The 21397-nt window shown below is 55.7% G+C and carries 15 protein-coding genes; 6 read left to right on the top strand and 9 right to left on the bottom strand.

The annotated features are described in order from the left end of the window. Nucleotides 1–36: 36 nt before the first annotated feature. Nucleotides 37–1626, bottom strand: a complete 1590-nt coding sequence (locus C813_RS24045; RefSeq protein ID WP_017458276.1) for an STY4199 family HEPN domain-containing protein — start codon at nucleotides 1624–1626, stop codon at nucleotides 37–39. Nucleotides 1627–1774: 148 nt separating this feature from the next. Between C813_RS24045 and C813_RS24040 the strand changes: the two genes are divergently transcribed. Both C813_RS24040 and C813_RS24035 read left to right on the top strand, forming a co-directional pair. Continuing rightward, a complete protein-coding gene (locus C813_RS24040) occupies nucleotides 1775–2320 on the top strand; it encodes a GNAT family N-acetyltransferase (protein WP_407656249.1) in 546 nt (181 codons plus the stop codon). Between the two features lie 68 nt (nucleotides 2321–2388). Beyond that, entirely contained in the window at nucleotides 2389–2787 is a 399-nt protein-coding gene (locus C813_RS24035) for a YdeI family stress tolerance OB fold protein (RefSeq protein WP_017458274.1), read from the top strand. Nucleotides 2788–2829: 42 nt separating this feature from the next. On the opposite strand, the gene C813_RS24030 is transcribed toward C813_RS24035, so the two are convergent. Further along, on the bottom strand, nucleotides 2830–3588 hold the full coding sequence (locus C813_RS24030) for an SDR family NAD(P)-dependent oxidoreductase (protein WP_017458273.1): 759 nt from the start codon (nucleotides 3586–3588) through the stop codon (nucleotides 2830–2832). A gap of 119 nt (nucleotides 3589–3707) precedes the next feature. On the opposite strand from C813_RS24030, the gene C813_RS24025 reads away from it, so the two are divergent. From C813_RS24025 to C813_RS24015, 3 genes are all read left to right on the top strand, one after another. Beyond that, nucleotides 3708–4610: a LysR family transcriptional regulator gene (locus C813_RS24025; protein ID WP_025263804.1), complete on the top strand. Its 903-nt coding sequence runs from the start codon at nucleotides 3708–3710 to the stop codon at nucleotides 4608–4610. A 49-nt stretch (nucleotides 4611–4659) separates the two neighbouring features. Beyond that, nucleotides 4660–5691 carry an inner membrane protein YhjD gene (gene yhjD, locus C813_RS24020; RefSeq protein WP_017458271.1) on the top strand — a complete coding sequence of 344 codons (1032 nt, stop codon included), beginning with the start codon at nucleotides 4660–4662 and terminating at the stop codon, nucleotides 5689–5691. A gap of 272 nt (nucleotides 5692–5963) precedes the next feature. After that, entirely contained in the window at nucleotides 5964–7280 is a 1317-nt protein-coding gene (locus C813_RS24015; RefSeq protein ID WP_017458270.1) for an MFS transporter, read from the top strand. A 50-nt stretch (nucleotides 7281–7330) separates the two neighbouring features. On the opposite strand, the gene C813_RS24010 is transcribed toward C813_RS24015, so the two are convergent. Together C813_RS24010 and pdeH are read right to left on the bottom strand one after the other, a co-directional pair. After that, nucleotides 7331–9385, bottom strand: a complete 2055-nt coding sequence (locus C813_RS24010; protein ID WP_017458269.1) for an AsmA family protein — start codon at nucleotides 9383–9385, stop codon at nucleotides 7331–7333. A 67-nt stretch (nucleotides 9386–9452) separates the two neighbouring features. Continuing rightward, a complete protein-coding gene (pdeH, locus tag C813_RS24005) occupies nucleotides 9453–10223 on the bottom strand; it encodes a cyclic-guanylate-specific phosphodiesterase (RefSeq protein ID WP_017458268.1) in 771 nt (256 codons plus the stop codon). Between the two features lie 233 nt (nucleotides 10224–10456). On the opposite strand from pdeH, the gene kdgK reads away from it, so the two are divergent. After that, on the top strand, nucleotides 10457–11386 hold the full coding sequence (kdgK, locus tag C813_RS24000) for a 2-dehydro-3-deoxygluconokinase (RefSeq protein ID WP_017458267.1): 930 nt from the start codon (nucleotides 10457–10459) through the stop codon (nucleotides 11384–11386). A gap of 43 nt (nucleotides 11387–11429) precedes the next feature. Here the strand turns inward: kdgK and C813_RS23995 are convergent, their stop codons facing one another. From C813_RS23995 to bcsZ, 5 genes are all read right to left on the bottom strand, one after another. After that, on the bottom strand, nucleotides 11430–12929 hold the full coding sequence (locus tag C813_RS23995) for a M16 family metallopeptidase (RefSeq protein WP_017458266.1): 1500 nt from the start codon (nucleotides 12927–12929) through the stop codon (nucleotides 11430–11432). Nucleotides 12930–13146: 217 nt separating this feature from the next. Then, on the bottom strand, nucleotides 13147–14433 hold the full coding sequence (locus tag C813_RS23990) for a dicarboxylate/amino acid:cation symporter (RefSeq protein WP_017458265.1): 1287 nt from the start codon (nucleotides 14431–14433) through the stop codon (nucleotides 13147–13149). Between the two features lie 157 nt (nucleotides 14434–14590). After that, the gene (gene hmsP, locus C813_RS23985) at nucleotides 14591–16597 is read right to left on the bottom strand and encodes a biofilm formation regulator HmsP (RefSeq protein ID WP_017458264.1); all 2007 of its coding nucleotides are present in this window, start codon (nucleotides 16595–16597) and stop codon (nucleotides 14591–14593) included. Between the two features lie 219 nt (nucleotides 16598–16816). Continuing rightward, on the bottom strand, nucleotides 16817–20305 hold the full coding sequence (bcsC, locus tag C813_RS23980; RefSeq protein ID WP_017458263.1) for a cellulose synthase complex outer membrane protein BcsC: 3489 nt from the start codon (nucleotides 20303–20305) through the stop codon (nucleotides 16817–16819). After that, nucleotides 20287–21393, bottom strand: coding sequence for a cellulose synthase complex periplasmic endoglucanase BcsZ (gene bcsZ, locus C813_RS23975; RefSeq protein WP_025263803.1), 1107 nt, complete (start codon nucleotides 21391–21393; stop codon nucleotides 20287–20289). Before bcsZ ends, bcsC begins: the two co-directional genes overlap by 19 nt. Nucleotides 21394–21397 lie beyond the last annotated feature (4 nt).

The following is a 21397-nucleotide window of genomic DNA, read 5'->3' as shown; positions in this document are numbered from 1 at the left end:
TGCTGTTCGCAACGCGAAAGCATGCGCCTGGGGAAATTAATCAATCACATCATAAATCGCGGTCTGAATATCCGACCACTTGCGATTTTCATCCGACGGATCGGCCTCGAAACGTAACTGCGCTTGCTCCATCTCATACCGCTGGCGATCGACCACCGGCTTAACGGTACAAAACGCGCGTAAATAATCGCGCGTAATCGAGGTCAGCTTTTTGTTGTTCACCGCCATTTCATGCGTCAGCGTCGCGATAAAACGGCGGCAAGGGCGGTTCTCATCCATTTGCAGGCGATATCGCAATAGCAGATCCAGCACATCGTTGTAATCCGCTATCACCGCGTTTTCCGTCCAGGAGAGTTTCCAGTTCATCCCGGTGCGTAAAAACAGCGACACCACGCGCGTATCATTGCGATCAATCGCCGCGCGGAAGTTATTTTCGTCGCGCGGCAGCCCCAGGCGGCTGAGTTCCTCTTTCGGTGAGGGGCGTTCGCGATCCTCGGCAATCGGCACGGTAACCCGGGCCTGGCGCGCCACCGGTCCAGACATCCCGCTGGTAAACATCCAGAAGGCGCCAATCACCATCAGCAACACCATCACGCCGACCGCGCTCCACAGCACGCCAGAGAGCATCTGGTCGCGCTCTTCGCGGCTACGCACCGACCGTTTTGCAGGTTTATCAATACTGTCACGCATCGGCATCGCATCACCTCCGGCAGCGCGGTCTTTTTTCCGCGTCTGCTCCCAGTAAGCGTCTAAATCCCCGCCGGACTCACGCAATATTTCAGCGGGATTGGTCTGCGTGCGCCCCTCGTCGAACGCGCGCTGAACCGGTCCGGTAATTTGCGGATAATAGCTGTTCAATAAGAGCAGCTGATTAGAGGTGAGTGGCTGTCCTGACACCACGCTTGCACGCATCTGGCGAATGTCATCCAGAAAGGTTTGCAGCGTTTTACGCGGTTCCACTAGCAGGTTCAGTTCCGCGGCGTCATTAAACAGCCGGGCATAACGCTGGCTAAACTCTTTTTTATCTATCAGCAACAGCGCCAGCTCGCTAAACCGCATGCCGCTCAGTACATCATTGTGATCGCCAAGCCGTAACCAGCGCCGCACACGATCGGCACCAAACTGTGTTTTCAGGTGATTACGCAGCTTTTCGCTATCCGGCCACACCTGCATCACCAGCGATTTAATCATCGTTTCCATAGCGCGTAGCTGCTGAAGCCCTTGCCGCTGCTGCGCATCATCCGATGGCAAAGCGGTGTTGTAGCTCAGCAACTTCTGCTTATTACGCAGGTTTTCCAGCGCGCTGATAAATCGCAGCGCCGCAATAAGCTGATTTTCCGTCACATTCTGCCCGCTCTCATATCGCGGAACGAGCTGCTGCAAGTGACGCAGCTGTAAAGTGAACTGTGTTAATTCCGCATCGTTGAGTTTGAGTCGTTTAGCCACCGCGCCCCAGCCACCCAAACTCAGGCGCGCAACATCCAGTTGTTCCAAAAACCAGCGCGGGTCTTTACCTTCATCAAAATGCACATTCAGCAGCAATAAGATTTCAACAGACGCCTCGCGAATAATAGCAATGCATTTTTCAAACTGTTCACCCGTATTCAATGGGGCAGAAAGAGTCATTATTTTCCTTTAAGTACAACTGAAGAAACAATTAACTGGCCAACCTGAGCGCTTAATTTTTTCTTTATTTATGAGTAGGTAAAAGATAGCTCAGTTGACGATTATTATCAGTGATAGTGGTTTCAAGCCGAAAAAAAAACAGCAGGAGATATTCACTGTGTTAATACTTTTTACCCCAAGACTGACCTGCTCGCCAATAACAGAAGAGACATGGCCATTCTTTCTTGCGCTACAACAACACCCTGATGTGATGCGCTACGTTGCCGATGCCCGCAGTGAACAGGAGATCCGTGAAGCATTCGACGCCCGGCTTGCTCCCTGGTCCCCCGGCAGCCGACACTGGCTCTGCCTGCTGGTACGCGACACGGCGACAAACGAACCGCTGGGCGTAACCGGTTATATTCACCGCGAGGATGATTGCGCCGAAGTCGGCTTCCTGTTCGCACCTGCTGCGCAGGGCAAAGGCTATGGCCAGGAGTCGCTAAACGCGCTGTGTGATTACGCCTTCAGCGAAGGCGGCATTCGTAAACTCACCGCCACCGTAACGGCGGGAAATCACGCATCCCGACACTTGCTGGAAAAAACAGGATTTATCCTCGAAGGCGAATTGCGCGAGTCCTACTGGCTGGGAGGACGCTGGCATAACGACTGGCTGTTTGGCTTACTGCGCCACGAATATGACGAAAAACGATAATTCGTCAGCATACTTCGCTATGCTCTGCCAGGCTTAAGGACGTGTTCTGGCAATATTCAGGAGAGGTTATGAAGAAAATTGTGCTCGCCGCCAGTCTGGTGGCGCTGTTCTCCATGACGGCATTCGCAGAAGATGCCCCCGGTCTGAAAGCGGACAAAGCGCCGCCACCGCCGCATAAAATGGATGACGGCTATCGCGGCATGGAAGATGCGCGCACCATGACCGTCAAACAGGCAAAAGCCCTGCACGATGGCGCGTCCGTCTCGCTGCGCGGTAACCTGGTTGAAAAAGAGAGCGGTGATCTTTACCTGTTCCGCGACAAAACCGATCAGGTTCAGGTCTATATTCCCGCGGCGATATTTGATGGTAAATCCGTGTCGCCGGATGAACTGATCGGCATCAGCGGCTCGCTGGATAAAAAACAGCAACCGGTGCGTGTCCGGATAACGCATTTCCAGAAACAGTAACGCTGCACGCCCGGTAGCGAAAACTGCCGGGCGTGACCGGTTTTACAGGAACATCCCGCCCGACACTTCCACGCGTTGCGCCGTCATCCATGCCAAATCATCGCTCAGCAATGCGGCAATCGCATCGCCGATATCGTCGGGCTGTCCGACGCGGCCCAGCGCGGTTTGCGAGGCAATGTACTGGTGAACCTGCTCATTATCCCGCACCACGCCGCCGCTGAAATCGGTGGCAATCGCGCCCGGCGCGATGATGTTGACGGAAATACCGCGCTCGCCCAGCTCTTTCGCCTGATAGCGGGTCAACACTTCCATCGCCCCTTTTACTGCGGCATAGCTGGCGCGACCCGGCTGGCAGAAACGCGTTAAGCCAGTCGAAACATTCAGAATGCGCCCGCCCTCTTTAATCAGCGGCAACAGCAGCTGCGTCAGAAAGAATGGTCCTTTAAAGTGGATGTTCACCATCTGGTCGAATTGCTCTTCGCTGGTATCAGCGAAAGTTGCGCTGATACCGACGCCAGCATTGTTCAATAAATAATCAAATGTCTCGCGTTGCCACAACGATTTCAACTGTTCCTGCACATTACGCACAAAAGCATCAAACCCGGTGATATCGCCGACGTTAAGCTGCAATGCCACCGCTTTCACGCCTTTTTGTTCAATTTCACGCACTACATTCTGCGCTTCTTCGGCGTTATTGTTGTAGGTCAGGATAATCCCCGTTCCCTTCGCCGCTAGCTTCAGCGCCGCGTTCTTACCCAAACCGCGACTGCCACCCGTCACTAAAGCAATATGTTGTGTCATAAGAAACCTCGTTTTCGCTGATGTGAGACTGTGGAAAAAGCTTATTAGCTGACGAATAAACAATAAAGGTGCTAAATTACGCTTCACTGTTTCATTACAGGCAACAATCGAGCGTGATGATGGATAAAATTTACGCAATGCAGCTGTTTATCCGCGTGGCGGAACTGGAGAGTTTTTCCCGCGCGGCAGACTCGATGGGGCTTCCTAAGGGTAGCGTATCGCGCCAGATCCAGGCGCTGGAGACGCACCTCGGCACCCAGTTGTTGCACCGCACCACGCGCCGCGTCCAGCTCACGCAGGACGGCATGGTTTACTACGAGCGGGCGAAAGATCTGCTGGCGAATATGGATGAGCTCGACGGCATGTTCCTGCATGATCCCTCGAGCATCAGCGGCCGTTTGCGCGTCGATATGCCGGTCGGGGTGGCGAAAAATCTGGTGATCCCGCGCCTGCCCGCTTTCCTGCAACAATACCCCGGCATTGAACTGGAGCTCAGCAGCAGCGACAGGTTGGTGGATATTATTCGCGAAGGGTTCGACTGCGTCGTGCGCGTCGGCACGCTCAAAGATTCCGGCCTGATCGCCCGCCAGCTCGGTCGGCTGTCGGTCATTAACTGCGCCAGCCCCGATTATCTGGCGCGTTTTGGCTACCCCGAAACGCTCGACGACTTATCCTCCCACGCGCTGGTGCATTACGCCGTTAACCTTGGTACGCGCCCGCCGGGCTTTGAGGTCTGGCAGGATAAGCAGACACACTGGGTGAAAACGGGTGGAATACTGACGGTAAACAGCACCGAAACATACCACGCTGCCTGTCTGGCCGGATTAGGGATTATTCAGGTTCCGCGCGTGGGCGTACGCGACGCGCTGCGGATGGGGAAACTGGTGGAGATCCTGCCGCAATATCGTGCGGAACCGATGCCGGTTTCGCTGATTTACCCGCACCGCCGTAATTTATCGCGCCGTGTGCATCTGTTTATGGAGTGGCTGGCGACGGTGCTGAAGGATTACGTCGACCACTAGCAGCTATAATTTCAGTTACAACACATTCAGGAGAAGGAAAACAGACCTGATGACGCCGGAAAATCATGAAAAACGCCCGACGCAAGACCTCGACTACGAACCCGTCAGGAAGATGGCTGAGCAGCCCACCGAAAAGAAACATTCTGCCCCCACAGCCGCCAGTACAACGCTGGCATCACTCACCGACATGGTGCAAAAAATCCAGCGCTGGCCTGTAGTTGCGCACCTGATCCGCGCGACGGAACGTTTTAACGACCGCATGGGTAACCAGTTTGGCGCGGCCATCACCTACTTCTCGTTTCTGTCGATGATACCCATCATGATGGTGTCGTTTGCCGCCGCTGGTTTTGTGCTCGCCTCGCACCCGACGCTGTTGCAGGACATCTTCAATAAAATACTCATGAGCGTGAGCGATCCGACGATGGCTTCGACACTGCAAAATACCCTCAATATTGCCGTCCAGCAGCGCACGACGGTAGGGATTGTCGGGCTGGCTATCGCCCTCTATTCCGGCGTGAACTGGACCGGTAACCTGCGTGAGGCGATCCGCGCCCAGTCGCGCGATGTCTGGGAGCGTAACGCGCAGGATGAAGAGAAAATCTGGGTAAAGTATTTCCGCGACTTCATTTCGCTCATTGGCCTGTTAGTCGCGCTGATCGTGACGCTTTCAATAACGTCGGTCGCAGGCTCCGCGCAGCAGTTGATTATTAACGCGCTGCACCTCGATTACATCGAATGGTTGAAACCGGCCTGGCGGCTGATTGGTCTGGCTATTTCGATTTTCGCGAACTATCTGCTCTTCTTCTGGATCTTCTGGCGTTTGCCGCGCCACCGCCCGCGCAGGAAGGCGCTGATCCGCGGCACCTTTATCGCCGCGATTGGGTTTGAAGTGATCAAAATGATCATGACCTGGACGCTGCCATCGCTGGTGAAATCCCCCTCCGGCGCGGCATTTGGTTCGGTGCTCGGGTTGATGGCGTTCTTCTACTTCTTTGCTCGCCTGACGCTGTTTTGCGCGGCGTGGATCGCTACCGCGCAGTACAAAGGTGACCCGCGCATGCCGGACAAAACCCACCACTAAAGATGCTATCGGGCTGAAGGAAATGGAATATTTCAGCCCGCTCGGCGATTTCAGCATGAAAATCCAGTCCGTAACTTTTATTTAACCAAAAACCAGTTTTATTCTCTGATTATTAAAATCTGTGAAGCATTTCATAGAAGGTAAATCGTGAGTCTGAAAATTATTCGCTTTTTGCCGGTTTTTTGCGCGAAAGCCCGATTTGTTACAGATTGAAATGTCGCTTTTGCTGTGGCTAATATGGTCGTTCGTTCGCGCAAAAATAAGAAAATTCTATGCAAGTTACAGCCACAACTTTCGACAACGAGCAGGAAAATCCGCCGGTAAATTCACGAAATAAAGTCGTCGTTGCGTCTCTGATTGGTACCGCCATCGAGTTCTTCGATTTCTATATTTACGCCACCGCCGCAGTGATTGTGTTCCCGCATATCTTCTTCCCGCAGGGCGACCCGACGGCCGCCACGCTACAGTCGCTGGCGACCTTCGCCATTGCTTTTATTGCGCGCCCGATTGGTTCCGCTGTGTTTGGACACTTTGGCGACCGCGTTGGCCGTAAAGTGACGCTGGTGGCGTCGCTGCTGACGATGGGGATTTCAACCGTGCTGATCGGCCTGCTGCCAGGGTACGAAACTATCGGCGTGATGGCACCGTTGCTGCTGGCGCTGGCGCGTTTCGGCCAGGGTCTGGGGCTCGGCGGTGAATGGGGCGGCGCAGCGCTGCTGGCCACGGAGAACGCCCCGCCGCGCAAACGCGCACTGTACGGCTCTTTCCCGCAACTGGGCGCGCCGATTGGCTTCTTCTTTGCGAACGGCACCTTCCTGCTGCTCTCCTGGTTACTGACTGATGAGCAGTTTATGGCGTGGGGCTGGCGTGTCCCGTTTATCTTCTCTGCCGTGCTGGTGCTGATTGGCCTGTATGTCCGCGTTTCGCTGCATGAAACACCGGTGTTTGCCAAAGTCGCCGCCGCGAAGAAGCAGGTGAAAGTGCCGCTGGGCACGCTGCTGACCAAACATGTGCGCGTTACCGTGCTGGGCACCTTTATCATGCTGGCGACCTACACGCTGTTCTACATTATGACGGTCTACTCCATGACCTTCAGTACCTCGCCGCAGGGCTTAGGTCTGCCGCGTAACGAAGTGCTGTGGATGCTGATGATGGCGGTGATCGGTTTTGGTGTGATGGTGCCAGTCGCTGGCCTGCTGGCGGACGCGTTTGGCCGCCGTAAAAGCATGATTGTTATCACATCGCTGATTATTCTGTTCGCACTGTTTGTTTTCCCGCCGCTGCTCGGTTCCGGTAGCCCGGCGCTGGTGATGGCCTACCTGCTGATTGGCCTGAGCCTGATGGGGCTGACCTTCGGTCCGATGGGTGCGCTGCTGCCGGAGCTGTTCCCGACGGAAGTGCGTTATACCGGCGCGTCGTTCTCCTACAACGTGTCGTCGATCCTCGGCGCATCGGTGGCACCGTATATCGCCACCTGGCTGCAGGCGAATTATGGTCTGATGTATGTCGGGATTTACCTGGCCGCGATGGCAACATTAACGCTTATCGCGCTGCTGCTGACTCACGAAACCAAACACCAGTCGCTGTAACCTTTTGGCCCTCTCTTCGCGAAAGAGAGGGCCACTTCCCGTAGTGCTGCTTAGTGTTTCATCTGCGACAAAATGGCCTGGCACTGATTCTGCTCGCCTTCCGATGGCGAGATCAACGCCAGTAATGCCGCCGCCGGGGTGACCAGGGTTGCCAGCGCTGCCGCCACCGCACCGCGCGCAATCAACGGCCCGGGTTTTACGCCCGCCTGCGGACTTTTAAAACTGCCACGTACGTAGAGCGGTGAGCGCAGCGTGACTATACGCACGCCTTTGCTTTCAGGATCAATGGTTAAGTCGAGCTGCTCCGACGCCATGCTGGCGGTGCCGGTAATGTTAATCAGCGCGTTTTCCGTATCAAAAGCGAAGATTTGCGGACGTGCGACACCGTTGACTAAATCAAGGTTCGCAGCGGCGCAATTCACCCGTACTTCGTCATCACCAAACAACTGCCCGACAATATAGTTGCCGACGTTAAGGCCGAGAATTTCCATCAGGTTACGGCTGACTACCCCGTCGTTCATCAACAGTTTCAGGTTGCCATTGCTGGTGCCCAGTAGCGCCGCTACGGAGTTGCCCACGCCGCGAAGCTCTGCGTCACCGTTCATCTCACCGAGGGTTTTCTGCATCAGTTCAACATCCGGCATCAGCGCTTTGAGCTTCAGCCGCCGCGCCTGGATCTCCGCCCGACCTTGCATCGGTTTTTTATCCCCTTCGAGATGGATATTCGATGAGATGGTGCCGCCCGCAAGACCAAACTTCAGCGGTTGCAGGCGCAGGTCGGCATTTTTCAGCAGAATGTGGGTCGACAAGTCGCTGATGGGTAGCGTTGAGCCGTGCTCAATCCGGCGGCCTTTAAAGCGCACATCGGCATCCATGACGTCCCACTTATCGGTTTCAAAGCGGTCATACGGCAGCACTTTGTCTGCCGGTTGCCCCGCTTTCTCGCCTTTCTGCTGCTCGGTGCGTTTCGACTGCTCAGCACCTTTGCCGGAATCCACACCAATCAGCGGCCCCAAATCCACCAGCCGTAACTGGCGCGATTCAACGTCGCCTTCCAGTTTTGGTCGCGGTTTACCGGTGGTGTAGCGCAGCGTGCCGTGAATATCGCTTTCGCCGATATGGCCGTTAAAATCGCGGTAATCAAACACCGAGCCTTTATCATTATTGAGTTTCGCGATGAGATGACCATCGGTTTCAAACGGCGGCGTATCCGGCAGCAGCACGCCGGTTAAATCATACAGTTCGCCAAGGGAGTTACCGCCGAACTTGAGTTGCAGGTCGGCACCGCCCATGTTCATTGGGTCGTTGATGGTGCCGACAAACGCCACGCGCGTGTTACCGGAGCGGAAATCGGCCTGCACCGGGAAAGGCGTCCCTTCGCTGCGCAGCGCCAGCATGCCGCCGATTTTGCCATTGCCGGAGAGCGACTGGTCGTTGTAATGCCCTTTCGCGGTCAAACCAAAGACGTAATCGCCAGCTTTGACTTTGCTGTCGCTTTTGCCGGTCACTTCGCTAAACGGTAGCGGCTTGCCTAAGGGGTTGACCAGAATCTCGATATCAGCGCGGTTGAGTGCATCATCAATGGCGATACGCCCGCGATCAAAAAGAATATTATCCAGTCGGAATGACCAACTGGAAGGCTGCGCGTTGGCGTCTTTGTTGGCGTCGCTGGCCAGCGTGAAGGTCCAGTTATTGAGCTTTTCCGAGCGACGAATCAGCCTGGCATCGGGTTGTTGCAGCTTGATCCATGGCAGGTAAACGGTTTTGGTGAATAGCGCCAGCGGCGCAAGCGTGGCTTCAACGCGGGGTAAATGCACCATCGTCACTTCGTCGATGCCCGGCGGGTTGCCAAGGATAATATCGTCGGCGTGAACATGCGGCCATGGAACCCAACTGCGCCAGCCGGTTTCCTCTTTTTGCCGCTCCCACACCACGCCCAAATCACCGCGAATGGCGAACGGGCGGTTAAGCTCCGTGGAGACTTTTTCGTTAATAGTGGGTTTGAGGCGGTTCCAGTCGAATGTGGCGATGATGATAATGGCGACCACAATCAGCAACAGCAACGTCGCGAAGACGGCAATAATCGCTTTACTCGTTTTTGTCATCGTTCTGCCTTTCCTTTAAAGCCTTACCTGTCATAAAGATAGTAGAGGCTCGCAGAAAGGGCTGCGGTTACAGCTCGAGTATCACGTGTTCAAGTTTGGCTAAAGGAACCGGACGGGAGAGAAAGTAGCCTTGTGCCGCGTAAGCAGGTGAATCCTGAACATCGCGCCACTCTTCCAGCGTTTCCACACCTTCGACAATCACGCCCTGGCAATAGCGGTTCATCAACTGCAACAGCATGGTGAACAGATTTTGCCCTTCCGGCGTTTTACGCAGCATGATGAACAGATCGCGCGCCACTTTGATGTAGTCGTAACGCACTTCGCTTAGCGCAGAGAAATTCGCCATGCCGGTGCCAAAGTCATCCAGCCACAGTGGGCCGATTTCGCTGATCGAGGCGAATGTTGAATCCTGCGGGAGACGGATATGTTCCACCAGTTCAAAGCGGATCCACGGCAGCGAATTAACCAGCGTCATCAGATCGCTATCCTGGCGCATCGCCAGCAGTGTTGGGCCGTCAACATTCACCGAGGCCAGCACATCATTGCTGAGGAAGAACTCTTTTTGTTCCGCCAGCAGCGCCACTTGCTCATGCACCACATCAACACGCTGGCGCACCGCCACTTCGGAAAAGTAGCGATCCGGCGCAATGCGCGTTTCCGGCTGCGACGGGTGGGTAACAATGGTTAATACTTCAACAGCCATCAGACGACCATCGGTTTTATAGATGGGCTGATAAGTATAAGCACGCTCGCATTGCAGCCAATAACGACGCTCCTGCAAGCTTTCAATGCTTGCTTCCGGAATGTTTAGCTGCTGGATGACCTGCTTTAACTTCATTTCTGCTGTCCTGTCGAAGGCGATGACCGGGAGGAATTCGTCAATGAGTTATCGGCGGGCGTGTCAATAACTTTACGCTCTGTCTGCGGGCAAATTTAAAAACCGCCGACGAGAAATCTGCCAGGAACAGGCTTTAGCTCAAAAAAATACTGGAACGTTGTTTTAATATAGTTGACCACGAATCACCCACTAACGCACACTACCGTTAATTTATCTGATCCAGGTTGATGACTATGTCCAGGAAAATTGCCGTCATTGGCGAATGCATGATTGAACTGTCACAAAAAGGCACGGAAGTGAACCGTGGCTTTGGTGGCGATACGCTTAACACGTCTGTTTATATCGCCCGCCAGGTCAACCCTGCGGCGCTTTCCGTGCACTATGTTACCGCGCTTGGCACCGACAATTTCAGCCAGCAGATGCTGGATGCCTGGCAAAGCGAGAACGTCGATACCAGCCTGACACAACGTATGGAAAACCGCCTGCCTGGTCTCTATTACATCGAAACCGACAGCACCGGCGAGCGTACCTTCTACTACTGGCGTAACGAAGCAGCCGCCAAATTCTGGCTAGAGAGCGAGCAGTCTGCGGCTATCTGCGAACAGCTTGCGACCTTCGATTACCTCTATCTGAGCGGCATCAGCCTCGCCATTCTTAGCCCGGCAAGCCGCAACAAGCTGTTGTCGCTGTTGCAGGCATGCCGTGCGAATGGCGGCAAAGTGATTTTTGATAACAACTACCGTCCGCGCCTGTGGGCAAGCAAAGAAGAGACGCGTCTGGTTTATCAACAAATGCTGGCTTGCACGGATATCGCGTTCCTGACGCTGGATGACGAAGATCTGCTGTGGGGCGAGAAACCGGTAGAAGAAGTTATCGAACGCACGCAGCACGCGGGCGTAAAAGAAGTGGTTATCAAGCGCGGCGCAGACTCCTGCCTGGTCGCTATTGCCGGTGAAGCGCTGGTGGAAGTGCCGGCGGTGAAACTGCCGAAAGAGAAAGTGGTTGATACCACAGCGGCCGGGGATTCGTTCAGCGCGGGTTACCTGTCGGTACGTCTGACCGGTGGCGACGCAGCAGAAGCGGCAAAACGCGGGCATTTAACCGCCAGCACAGTCATTCAGTATCGCGGCGCGATTATTCCGCGCGATGCCATGCCGCAATAACGGAGTTCGCCCCTCTCCTTTACCGGAGAGGGGCAATTAAGCATTACTGCTGCGGGGGAATGTCCGAGACGTCAGAATGGCTTTCGTCACCACTGGCAGCAGGTGCCGCGGCGTTATCCGCTGGTGGTGCCATCACTTCATCCCATGTTGCCTGCAAATCCTTCATGTTGAACTCCGGCTCGCCTTTCGGCTGCAGCAATACCAGCGCCATATCCTGTGAAAGCTGCTGGTGCAGATCCTGGTTCAGCATCTGCGGCGTCAGGTTGTTCAGGAAACTCTGGCGAAGCTTTTGATACTGCTCCGGCGCAATATCCACCACCTGGTTTTGCAAAGAGCGCATCCGCTGGCTGATCAGAATATCGGTGCTGGCGCGCGCATAGGTGGCGAACAGCTTTTGCAACTCAAGGTTTTTCTGCGCGATAAGCGCTTTAAATTCCTCTTCCGGCAGCCCTTTCTCGCGCACTTTCGCCAGCTCACGCGCAATCACGCCGACATTGGTATTGAGTTTGTCATTGGGTGAATCAACGTTAATAGCACATTGCGCCCGCTGGAACAGCACCCGGCAGTCAAAACCGAGCCCAATCTCTTTGGCGTTGTTTTTGCTCAGGTTCTGCTGGATATGCCAGAACAGGGCTTCACGTGCCAAATCCGCACGCCAGTAACGCTCAAGCGCGGCAGACTCGCGAATCGGTTGCCAGGCCGAATCCCACATAATCGACAAACGATCCTGGGTGACGCCTTCGGTCATCAAACTCACCGACTGGCGCGGCAGCGGCGACAGCGTCGCAACCGGCGCAGGCGTCTGGCGTTTCCCTTTCAGCTCGCCGAAGGTTTTACCAATTTGCTCGGCGATGGCGCGGCTATCCACGTTGCCGACCACAATCAGCGTCATGGCGTCCGGCGTGTACCATTTTTCGTAGAAACCCTTCAGTTGCGCCGCATCGACCGGCTCTTTCAGCGTTCCGGCGGGATCGTGTCCCAGCAGCGGAGAACCTTTCAGGCGGTAGCGCCACCAGCTGTCTTTGGTGTCGGGCGGCCAGGTAGCAACCATATCGTTGCTGGCGAGAGCGTGATTCACCGTTTCCGGCGTGATGGTGAGATTCCCGGCGGCATCCGCCAGGTAAACCATCGCCTCTTTCAGCAGGTCGCTGCGGTTATTCGGAAGGCTCAGGTTATATTGCGTGTATTCGTAGGAGACCAGCGCCGGCGGCAGCGGGCGCTTCGGGTCAATACCTTGTTGCCACAGCGAGCGCACCTGGGAAGGTTCGAGCCGACCGCTATGGGTCAACGCAACGCGGGGAATAAAGTGGCTGAAACCGCTCTGTTGGCTGCCTTCGGTGAGCGAACCGGTATCAATAGACAGGCGAATCTCAATGCGATCGCTGGGGCGCTGGGGCGTGGCCAGAACTTGCCACTGAAAACCATTTGCCAGCGTCCCTTGTTGCCAGGCCGGGTCAGGCTGGAGCGCATCTGCCTGCACATAACCGACAGCTGCCAGCATCAGCAAACCGCCCGTTAACAGTCGAATTTTTGTGCCCTGCATGTGAACCCCTAATCAACATTCCTGGTTAAAAAGTATGCCCGCACAAAGGGGCTAAAAGCGTGTTAAAACACTTCGCTTTTAGACCGCGGGAAATGCAAAACGTCACATCGCAACGTGAATTTTCACGAAATTGCATCGGAAATTGTGACGGATCCAGGAGGTAATTATGCGCAGGTACCCGCAGCCCGACAAGGGACTGCGGTCATAAGTCACGAAATTATGAAGAAATTCCGGGGGTTTTCGCCGCGCTGGACCGGTTATCCAGCGTGTCGACCAGCTGTTTTTGATCCAGCTCTTTTACCCATTTCGCCACCACGATTGTCGCGACGCCATTGCCCACCAGGTTGGTCAGCGCGCGTGCTTCGGACATAAAACGGTCGATGCCCAGAATCAGCGCCAGCCCCGCCACCGGCAAGTGCCCGACGGCGGAAAGCGTAGCGGCCAGCACAATAAACCCGCTGCCTGTCACCCCGGCAGCGCCTTTTGATGACAGCAGCAACACGACCAGCAGCGTTATCTGATGGAAAATATCCATATGGCTGTTGGTCGCCTGAGCGATAAACACCGCCGCCATCGTCAGATAAATGGAGGTGCCATCCAGGTTGAAGGAGTAGCCGGTTGGGATAACCAGCCCGACTACCGATTTACGGCAGCCCAGGCGCTCCATCTTCTCCAGCATGCGCGGCAGCGCCGATTCAGACGAAGAGGTACCCAGAACGATCAGCAACTCTTCGCGGATATAGCGGATGAACTTGAAGATACTGAATCCCGTCGCCCGGGCGATAGTGCCCAGCACCACCACCACAAACAGGATACAGGTGGCATAGAAGCAGATAATCAACTGGCCGAGTTGCACCAGCGTACCGACACCATATTTGCCGATGGTAAACGCCATCGCCCCGAATGCGCCAATCGGCGCCAGGCGCATGATCATATTGATGATGCCGAAGATCACCTGCGAGAAACTTTCGATAACGTTAAAAATCAGTTGGCCTTTATGGCCTAAGCGATGCAGCGCGAAGCCAAACAGCACCGCGAACAGCAGCACTTGCAGAATATTGCCGCTGGCGAAAGCGCCAATCACGCTCGCCGGTATGACATCAAGCAAGAAGGCGACAATCCCCTGCTGCTGCGCCTGCTCGGCATACACCGCCACGGCTTTGGCATCAAGTGTTGCGGGGTCGACGTTCATTCCGGCGCCCGGTTGCACCACGTTAACGATAACCAGCCCGATAATGAGCGCCAGCGTACTGACAATTTCGAAGTAGAGCAGTGCAACCGCACCGGTACGACCCACCGCCTTCATGCTTTCCATGCCGGCGATACCAGTAACAACAGTACAGAAAATCACCGGGGCAATGATCATCTTGATGAGCTTCACGAAGCCATCACCAAGCGGTTTCATCTGCGCCCCGAGTTCAGGGTAGTAATGACCAAGCAGAATACCGATGGCAATCGCGGTCAGAACCTGAAAGTAGAGACTTTTAAACAGGGAGGTTTTCATAAGGTGTCCTTGATATTAAACCTCAGGCTTTGTAGGGTTTTCAGTTAGCCTGCGGTTTAAAAATAACACCCGTCAAACATGACAGAAATAAACTTACATCAGATCTGAAACAACAATGTTAAAAACTTTGAACTGACTCGCACAAGCCCGTAACAAATTACGTGTTTTCAGGCTTATCCGATACGGCAAAAAACTGCTGTTCAAACGCCTCGGCAGATGCCGCGCGGCCAAATAAAAAGCCCTGCGCCACATCAACACCCGCATCAGCCAGCCATGTCCGCTGCGTTTCATTCTCCACGCCCTCAGCGACGATGCGCAGATCCAGACTACGTGCAAGGTGGATAATGGCGGCCACCATGCTGTTTTCATCCGGCAAACCGTCAACAAACATTTTGTCGATTTTCAACACATCCACCGGCAGCGACTTCATATGATGCAACTGGCGCAGCCCGGCATAGCCCATGCCGAAATCATCCAGCGCAATACGTACCCCGGCATCGCGCAGCGGGCGCAGAATCGCCACTGCTGCCTGGGGATCATCAATATGGCGGCTTTCTGTCACTTCGAGGATCAACGTTTGCGGCGCAATACGGTAACGCTGCAACAAATCCAGCATATCGGCCAGCATGGTGGGATGCGTCAACTGGCAGGCCGAGAGATTCACCGAGAGCGGCAGCATAATGCCGCGCGATTGCCAGCCCGCCAGCAGACGGCAGGACTCTTCCAGCACCCAATACCCGACGTTGACCATCAATCCGCAGGACTCAATACGTTCGATAAGCCCTTCCGGTAATGCCCAACTGCCATCTGGTTGGCGCAAACGGAGCAACGCTTCCGCGCTCACCAGTTCGCCGCTCGCCGCATCCACCTGCGGCTGCAACCAAATCGCGAAACGTCCCTCATCGAGCGCGGTAAGAATGTCGCTCTCCTGCGCCAGCCATTGCTGTGCCCGCTCCATCTGCTCTGGATCGAAGAACTGGATCTGGTTTTTCCCTTTGCGCTGCGCACTGACGACAGCGGAAGCCGCCCGGTGGTAAAGCTGCCCGGCAGAAAGGTTGCCGTAAAACATCGCCACACCAATATTGGCATTGGGGCGCAGTTGGATGCCATGCAGCGGCACACGCTCGTTAATTACAGTGAGCACTTGCTTACCGAGCGTCATGGCGTGCCACGGCTCACTCACACCATGGGCGATAATCGCAAAGTCATAAGCGCTCACCTGCGCCAGCACCATCTTCGGCGTCAGTATCGATTTCAGTTTCTCCACCAGCGTCAGCAGCAACATCTCGCGCTGAGACTCCTGCAGCACACCGGCGGTATCACGCAGTGTTTCACAGGCGATAACCAGCAGCGCGGTGGGATTTTGCCGGGTCACCGTTTGCTCCAGCAGCGCCATCAGGAAGGCTTTATTCGGCAATTCAGAAACCGGGAAATGCGTCGCCTGGGCGTTCAGCTCTTCTTGCTGACGCAGCAACAACTGCTGGTTGCGGTTGTAACTGCGCACCATGATGCCAATTTCATCATCATGATGGAGACGAGGCACCGGCAGTTGATGCCCGGCCAGCTCCGACGCCGGAAGATCATTAAGCGCCCGGGAAATTTTTCGCAGCGGGTGAACAACCAGCCGGTTGATACACCAGGTGAGCGCCACCGTGAGCATTAACGTCAAAAGTAAGTAAGCCGTCACTAACGTTGATAAGGTGCTGATAACGAACTTATAAACCCGATATGAATCCGCCTGCAGCACCAGGTAGGCCAGCGGTTGCGGGTTTGCCGGACGCTCCAGCGAATAGATGGGCAAGGAGATTTGTACGGGCAGTTCAAACATCCGGGTAATCATCACTGGAACTGGACGTTCCGGGATAAAACTCATGCGCAAGGCCTGAAATTGATTCGGCAGCACCACATCCGCGCGGCTGACAACGCCCGCCGGTTTAATCTGTTTGATAATCGCTTCTGCTTCGGGAATATCGGCTTTTAAAATCGCCGCGGAAAGCGGTTCGCGTACGGAGCGGGCAATGCTTTCCAGTTGTGTGGCCGTGTTATAGCGATTCTGCTGTAAGAAATGGAACAGCAAAATGACGCAGAAAATAAAAACAAACACCATAGAGACAACAGCAACCATGGCCATTTGTTTAATGGTTAAAGAACGGCTAACACGCAAAATCACTCTCCAGAGACACAATGAGCGCAGAACAGAAAAAAGGGGACTTAGCCGCCAGAGTATACTCTATCGCGCGTCGCTTGAGATAAACCGCTAAGCAGAATCTCAATCAGGGTAAAACTGCGGGGAAAGAAGGTGATAACGTGTTGAATCGCTGGCGGTTAACAACGGTGCGATTATCGCTTTATACCGTTATTTTCCGCCAGGAATACTCCTTTTTTACCAGTCGGCGTGCGGCACCAGCGGCTGGAGCGGCATATCCATATCGCCCTGCCAGCCCGCACCAGAATAACGCACATAAATCAGCGCGTGGCTTGGGGTGTAATCTTTGGCCTGCTGAATATCGACACCCGCACCGACAAACCAGTGGGAAGTTACCCGGCGTTCAATGAGCGCACGCGCGGTATAACCATAGCCATTACTGCTGCCACCGGATTCGGTCTGCTCGCTTGCCAGGGTGCGGAAATCCGCAGGGATCAGGCTAAGCAGAGGATAACGCGGCATCGTTTTAGTGCGGGAGTGCGACCACGACACCGTACCGCCAAGTTCCCAGGACCAGTTCTCCGTACGCTCACGCCACAACACCGGAACAGAGAAAGAGAGATACTCCTGCGGGCTGTAGTAACCGCCATGGCCTAAGGTGTAATAGCTCAAATCTTTGTCGTAGTGCCAGATCATATTGTTCAGGCCCACGGTGACGCGCCGGTTATTTTCGTTGATCAGTTTGTAGTAGTAACCGGTCATCCAGCGCACGCGCCAGTTGTCGTCAACGTTTTTGCCTTCCAGCGTATCCGCCCCGAGGCTCGCCCACACGCCGTTCGCTTCGCCCTTGTCATAACTGAGGCTCAGCGTGCCGCCGTTCGCCCGTACGCCACCCCAGGTTTTACCGGTGTTGCTGCCGGGATCTTTTTGCCCGCCAAAGGCCAGCAAGGAGCTGGAAATGGGGCGGCGATGTAAATCCACGGTATAGCCAAACGGCCCGAGATCGCTGCTGTAACTGACTCCGCCCACCATATCAACAACGTTAAAGCCCATCGGCGTGGTGCCAATATCCATCGACCAGGTATTGTTTCGCCAACCCACCGCTACGCTGGCGCCGTTGTCAGACTGGTGGCGATTCCCGCCAACGCAAGGAACATCAACGCACGTCCCAAAGCGCGGGCGATACGTGCCATCATCACGTGTGCTGAATGTCCCGACATCCATATTCACCACATCGGTACGGAAGAACATCCGCCCGTCTGACAGTGGCGCATCCACCTGCAACATGGTGTTATGCGCTTTTAAATTCGAATACCCCCCTGTACCGCTGGAGTCCGAATACTCATGCTGCAAGGTGACATTGAGATCCTGCTGACGATAGAGATCGGCGGCATCGCTGCGCACCCCGCGTTTCAGCCAGTCATCTTTTTCATCATTGCGTGTCAGACGGGTAAAGGTGTCGTTATCCACCGGGCGCGTCGTCGTGATGCCGGATGCCACCATCGCATCTTTATAACTCTCCAGTGCCTGCTGCGGCTCGCCGTTTTGTACCTCAAAGCGCGCTGCATCGCGCAATACCAGCGCGCTTTCCATTGACGGCGGCTGAGACTTCGCCTGCGGGACAATGGTTGTGAAGATCCGTTTTGCGCTGGCGGTATCGCCCAACTGGGTTTGTACCAGCGCCAGCCGACGCTGGGTGTTGATTGATGGCGGCTGGGCGGGCGTCGTCGCAGGCAGTTTCGCCAGCGCCGCACGTGCGGCCATATGGTTGCCATCTGCGGCATACAGCTCCGCAAGGCCAAGCAACGCCTCTTCATTGGCGGGTTCTCTTTGCAGAACACGCTGGTAATAACGTTGTGCTTCACTATTGTCGCCGCGCTGCTGCGCCCAGTCGGCGAGGGTTAAATCAATGCGTGAAGACGCCGGTTGCTGCGCCAGCAGCGCTACCGCCTGATCTTCATGACCGCCATCGCGCAGCCGGTTGGCGTTGTCCAGCAACTGGTTGGCCTGCAGCCTGTCGGCGAGCTCCTGAATATTGCTGTTCCACTGGCTTTTCGGCAGCGCATTAAGGTGATTCAGCGCCGCCAATGGCTGGTTATTGCCGGAAAGGTAGAGGCCATACGCGTAGACCTGTTCCGGGTCGCGCGGTTTGAGCGTGACCAGCCGGTTCATCTGTGAATCGGCTTCGCCCCGCTGCCCTGCCTGGCGAAGATCGCTGGCCAGCCGGTAGGTTATCCATACGCTGCCGGGGTCGAGCGCCAGCCGCTTGCGTTGCAGCTCTGCCGCCTGCGCCCATTCACCGCTGTTTTCCAGCGCTTCTGCCTGCTGCGCGAGGCGGTCGTTCGTCAACCCGCGTTCAATATCATCAATGCTGCGCCGCTGGCTGGCAGAGAGCGACTGAATAAACTGCTCCGCTTTCTCCGGCGACTGCGCGCGGTAAATATTCGCCAGACCACGCACCGCATTACTGTTGCCGCTATCCATGCGCAGCGCCTGGCGATAGAAACCTTCGGCCGCCGCATTATCTTTGCGCGCCGCGGCAGCATCACCAAGCCCGAGCACCGCGTAACTGTCAGTGTTATCCGTGCTGCGCGCCTGCTGGTAATAACGTTCTGCCTGCTGCACATTGTTGGCTTTCAGCGCCGCATCACCCTGCTGAATCAATAGCCAATAGCGGTTAGTTTTCAACAAGCTGTCCCACTTGCTGCGATTGCCGCTGGTCGGATCCATGGCGATGGCTTTTTCCAGTTGCGCCACCGCGCGGGCGCGATCGCCACTTTGCGAATAGGCTTGCCCCAGCGCCCCAACCGCTTCGCTGTCCGCGCGGTTAGCATTGACCGCTTGCTGCAACTCGCCCACCGCTTTCGCGCCCTGCCCGGCATCCACCGCCGCAAGCCCTGTCGCTTTCGCGCGAAACGCCGGGTCTGCCAGCTGTTTTTGCTGCGCGGCAAGCAGCGTACGGGCGCTGTCTACCGTGTCGCCTGAACTAAACAGCGTCAGAAAACGCTGAAGGGCTTTTACGCTGGCGTCGCTGGTCGGCATTGCCTGAATTTGTTGATACCAGATGCTCGCTGCTGCTGCGCGGCCATTGCTGGTTTTCGCCATCTGTTCCAGCACCGCATACCCTTCCGCGCTGCGTCCGTCGGCAAATAACATCTGCGCCAGCCCACCCTGCAACTGATCGTTGCCAGGATTCGCAGCATTCAATGCTTGCAAACGTTTAACTGCTTCCGCATGACGCGCGGGCACTTTTGCCACCAGCATCCAGTACTCAACCGCCAGATCGCCCTGCGGCGGGTTACCTTTGAATAGGGCGTCGTAGGCCGCAAGCGCTTCCTGCGTATGGCCGGTGGTGGCCTGCAAACGCGCTTGTTGCAGCGCCTGGCGACCTTCCGGCGTGGAGAGCGCCATGGTGGTCACCGCCGATTTATAGGTGCTGGAATCGGGTGCCAGTTGTTTCATGCGATCAAGCTGCTTTTGTGCGCCTGCGTTATCGCCCTGGCGCAGCAAATAGCGTAAGCGCGCGGCGATAACTTCCGGGTCATCCGGCGCGATAAGCTCAAGGCGATAAAGCGACTGGCGCACCAGATCCTCGCGTTTGGTGCTTTCACCAAGACGCACCTGCTCAAGCAGTTGCTGCTGCGCGCCAGCATCGGCCGCATGCGTAGCGGGAGCCAGCGCAAGGGCGAGGGAGAAACAGAGTAAGCTTACTGTGAAGTTGCGCATTCCTGGCCCCAGTCAGGTTGTAACTCACCGCGAGGGGTGAAGCGAAAACGGTGCTGGTCCCACCCCTGGCCAAACAGGGTCAGAACATAGCTATAGTAGGCATCGTCGCCGGGGAAATGATCGGCGACCCATTGCCGTTGTACGGCTTGCGCATCGCGATCCTGTAAAAAGGGTAACAGCGCGGCGGCAAACCCCACCGGGCCATCCCCAAGAATTTTTCCGCTCGCCACGTCCACTTTTTCCGGCACGCGGCCGTTTTTCGTGGTCACGCTGGCCATCGGTTTGAATTTCTCCAGCAGGCGCGCTTTCTGCGTATCCCGGTCATGCATCATGCCGACCCACAAATAAACGCGGATGGCATCGTAACCACTCACCAGCGTCTTTTCGGGTTTAAGCTGCCAGCCGCTCCCTTTCTGAAAACGTACCCAATCGGGTGCAAAGCCTTTCGGCGCGGTTTCGAGCAACAGGCGAAGATTGGTTTCGCGCAACGTCGACCACGGTGCGCCAAAGCGGCTGAAATAGCTCGCCAGCTGCGGCGGCAGATAGCTCGGGTTAAAACGCCAGGTAGTCGGTTCGGCAAAGCCAATTTTGCCCGGCAGCAGCATCGAGCCCAACCCTGGCACCGTCACCACTTCTTCTTTGGCAACGAGGGCTAACAACGCTTTACCCAGCTGGCTGTACTCGTCGTTTTTCCATAAACGTCCCGCTTCCAGTAGCGACCAGGCAATCCACAGATCGGAGTCAGATGCCGAATTGGTGTCGAGCACCGTCCAGCTATTGTCCTCTTTTTTGCCCCACAGCCAGGCGGGAAGATGGGTACTGAGCGAGCCCTGCGCCAGGTTGTTTTGCGTCCATTGCAGTACCCTGGCAAAGGTGTCGCGATCGTTAGCCGCCAGCGCGAAGAACAGCGCGTAACTCTGCCCTTCCGAGGTGGTTATCTTGCGTTGATCGCTGGGATCAACCACCCGGCCGCCTTCGCTGATATAGGCTTGTTTGAAGTGATCCCAGGCAGGCCAGGTGCAGGCGGCGCGCACATTTACCGCCGCCAGCATCAACGCCACTATTACCCACCAACGTCGCGTTCTCATTTTC

Source organism: Kosakonia sacchari SP1 (genome assembly GCF_000300455.3).
GTDB lineage: Bacteria > Pseudomonadota > Gammaproteobacteria > Enterobacterales > Enterobacteriaceae > Kosakonia > Kosakonia sacchari.
The sequence above is the reverse complement of the archived record's forward strand: the minus strand, read 5'-3'. Positions and strand labels throughout refer to the sequence as shown.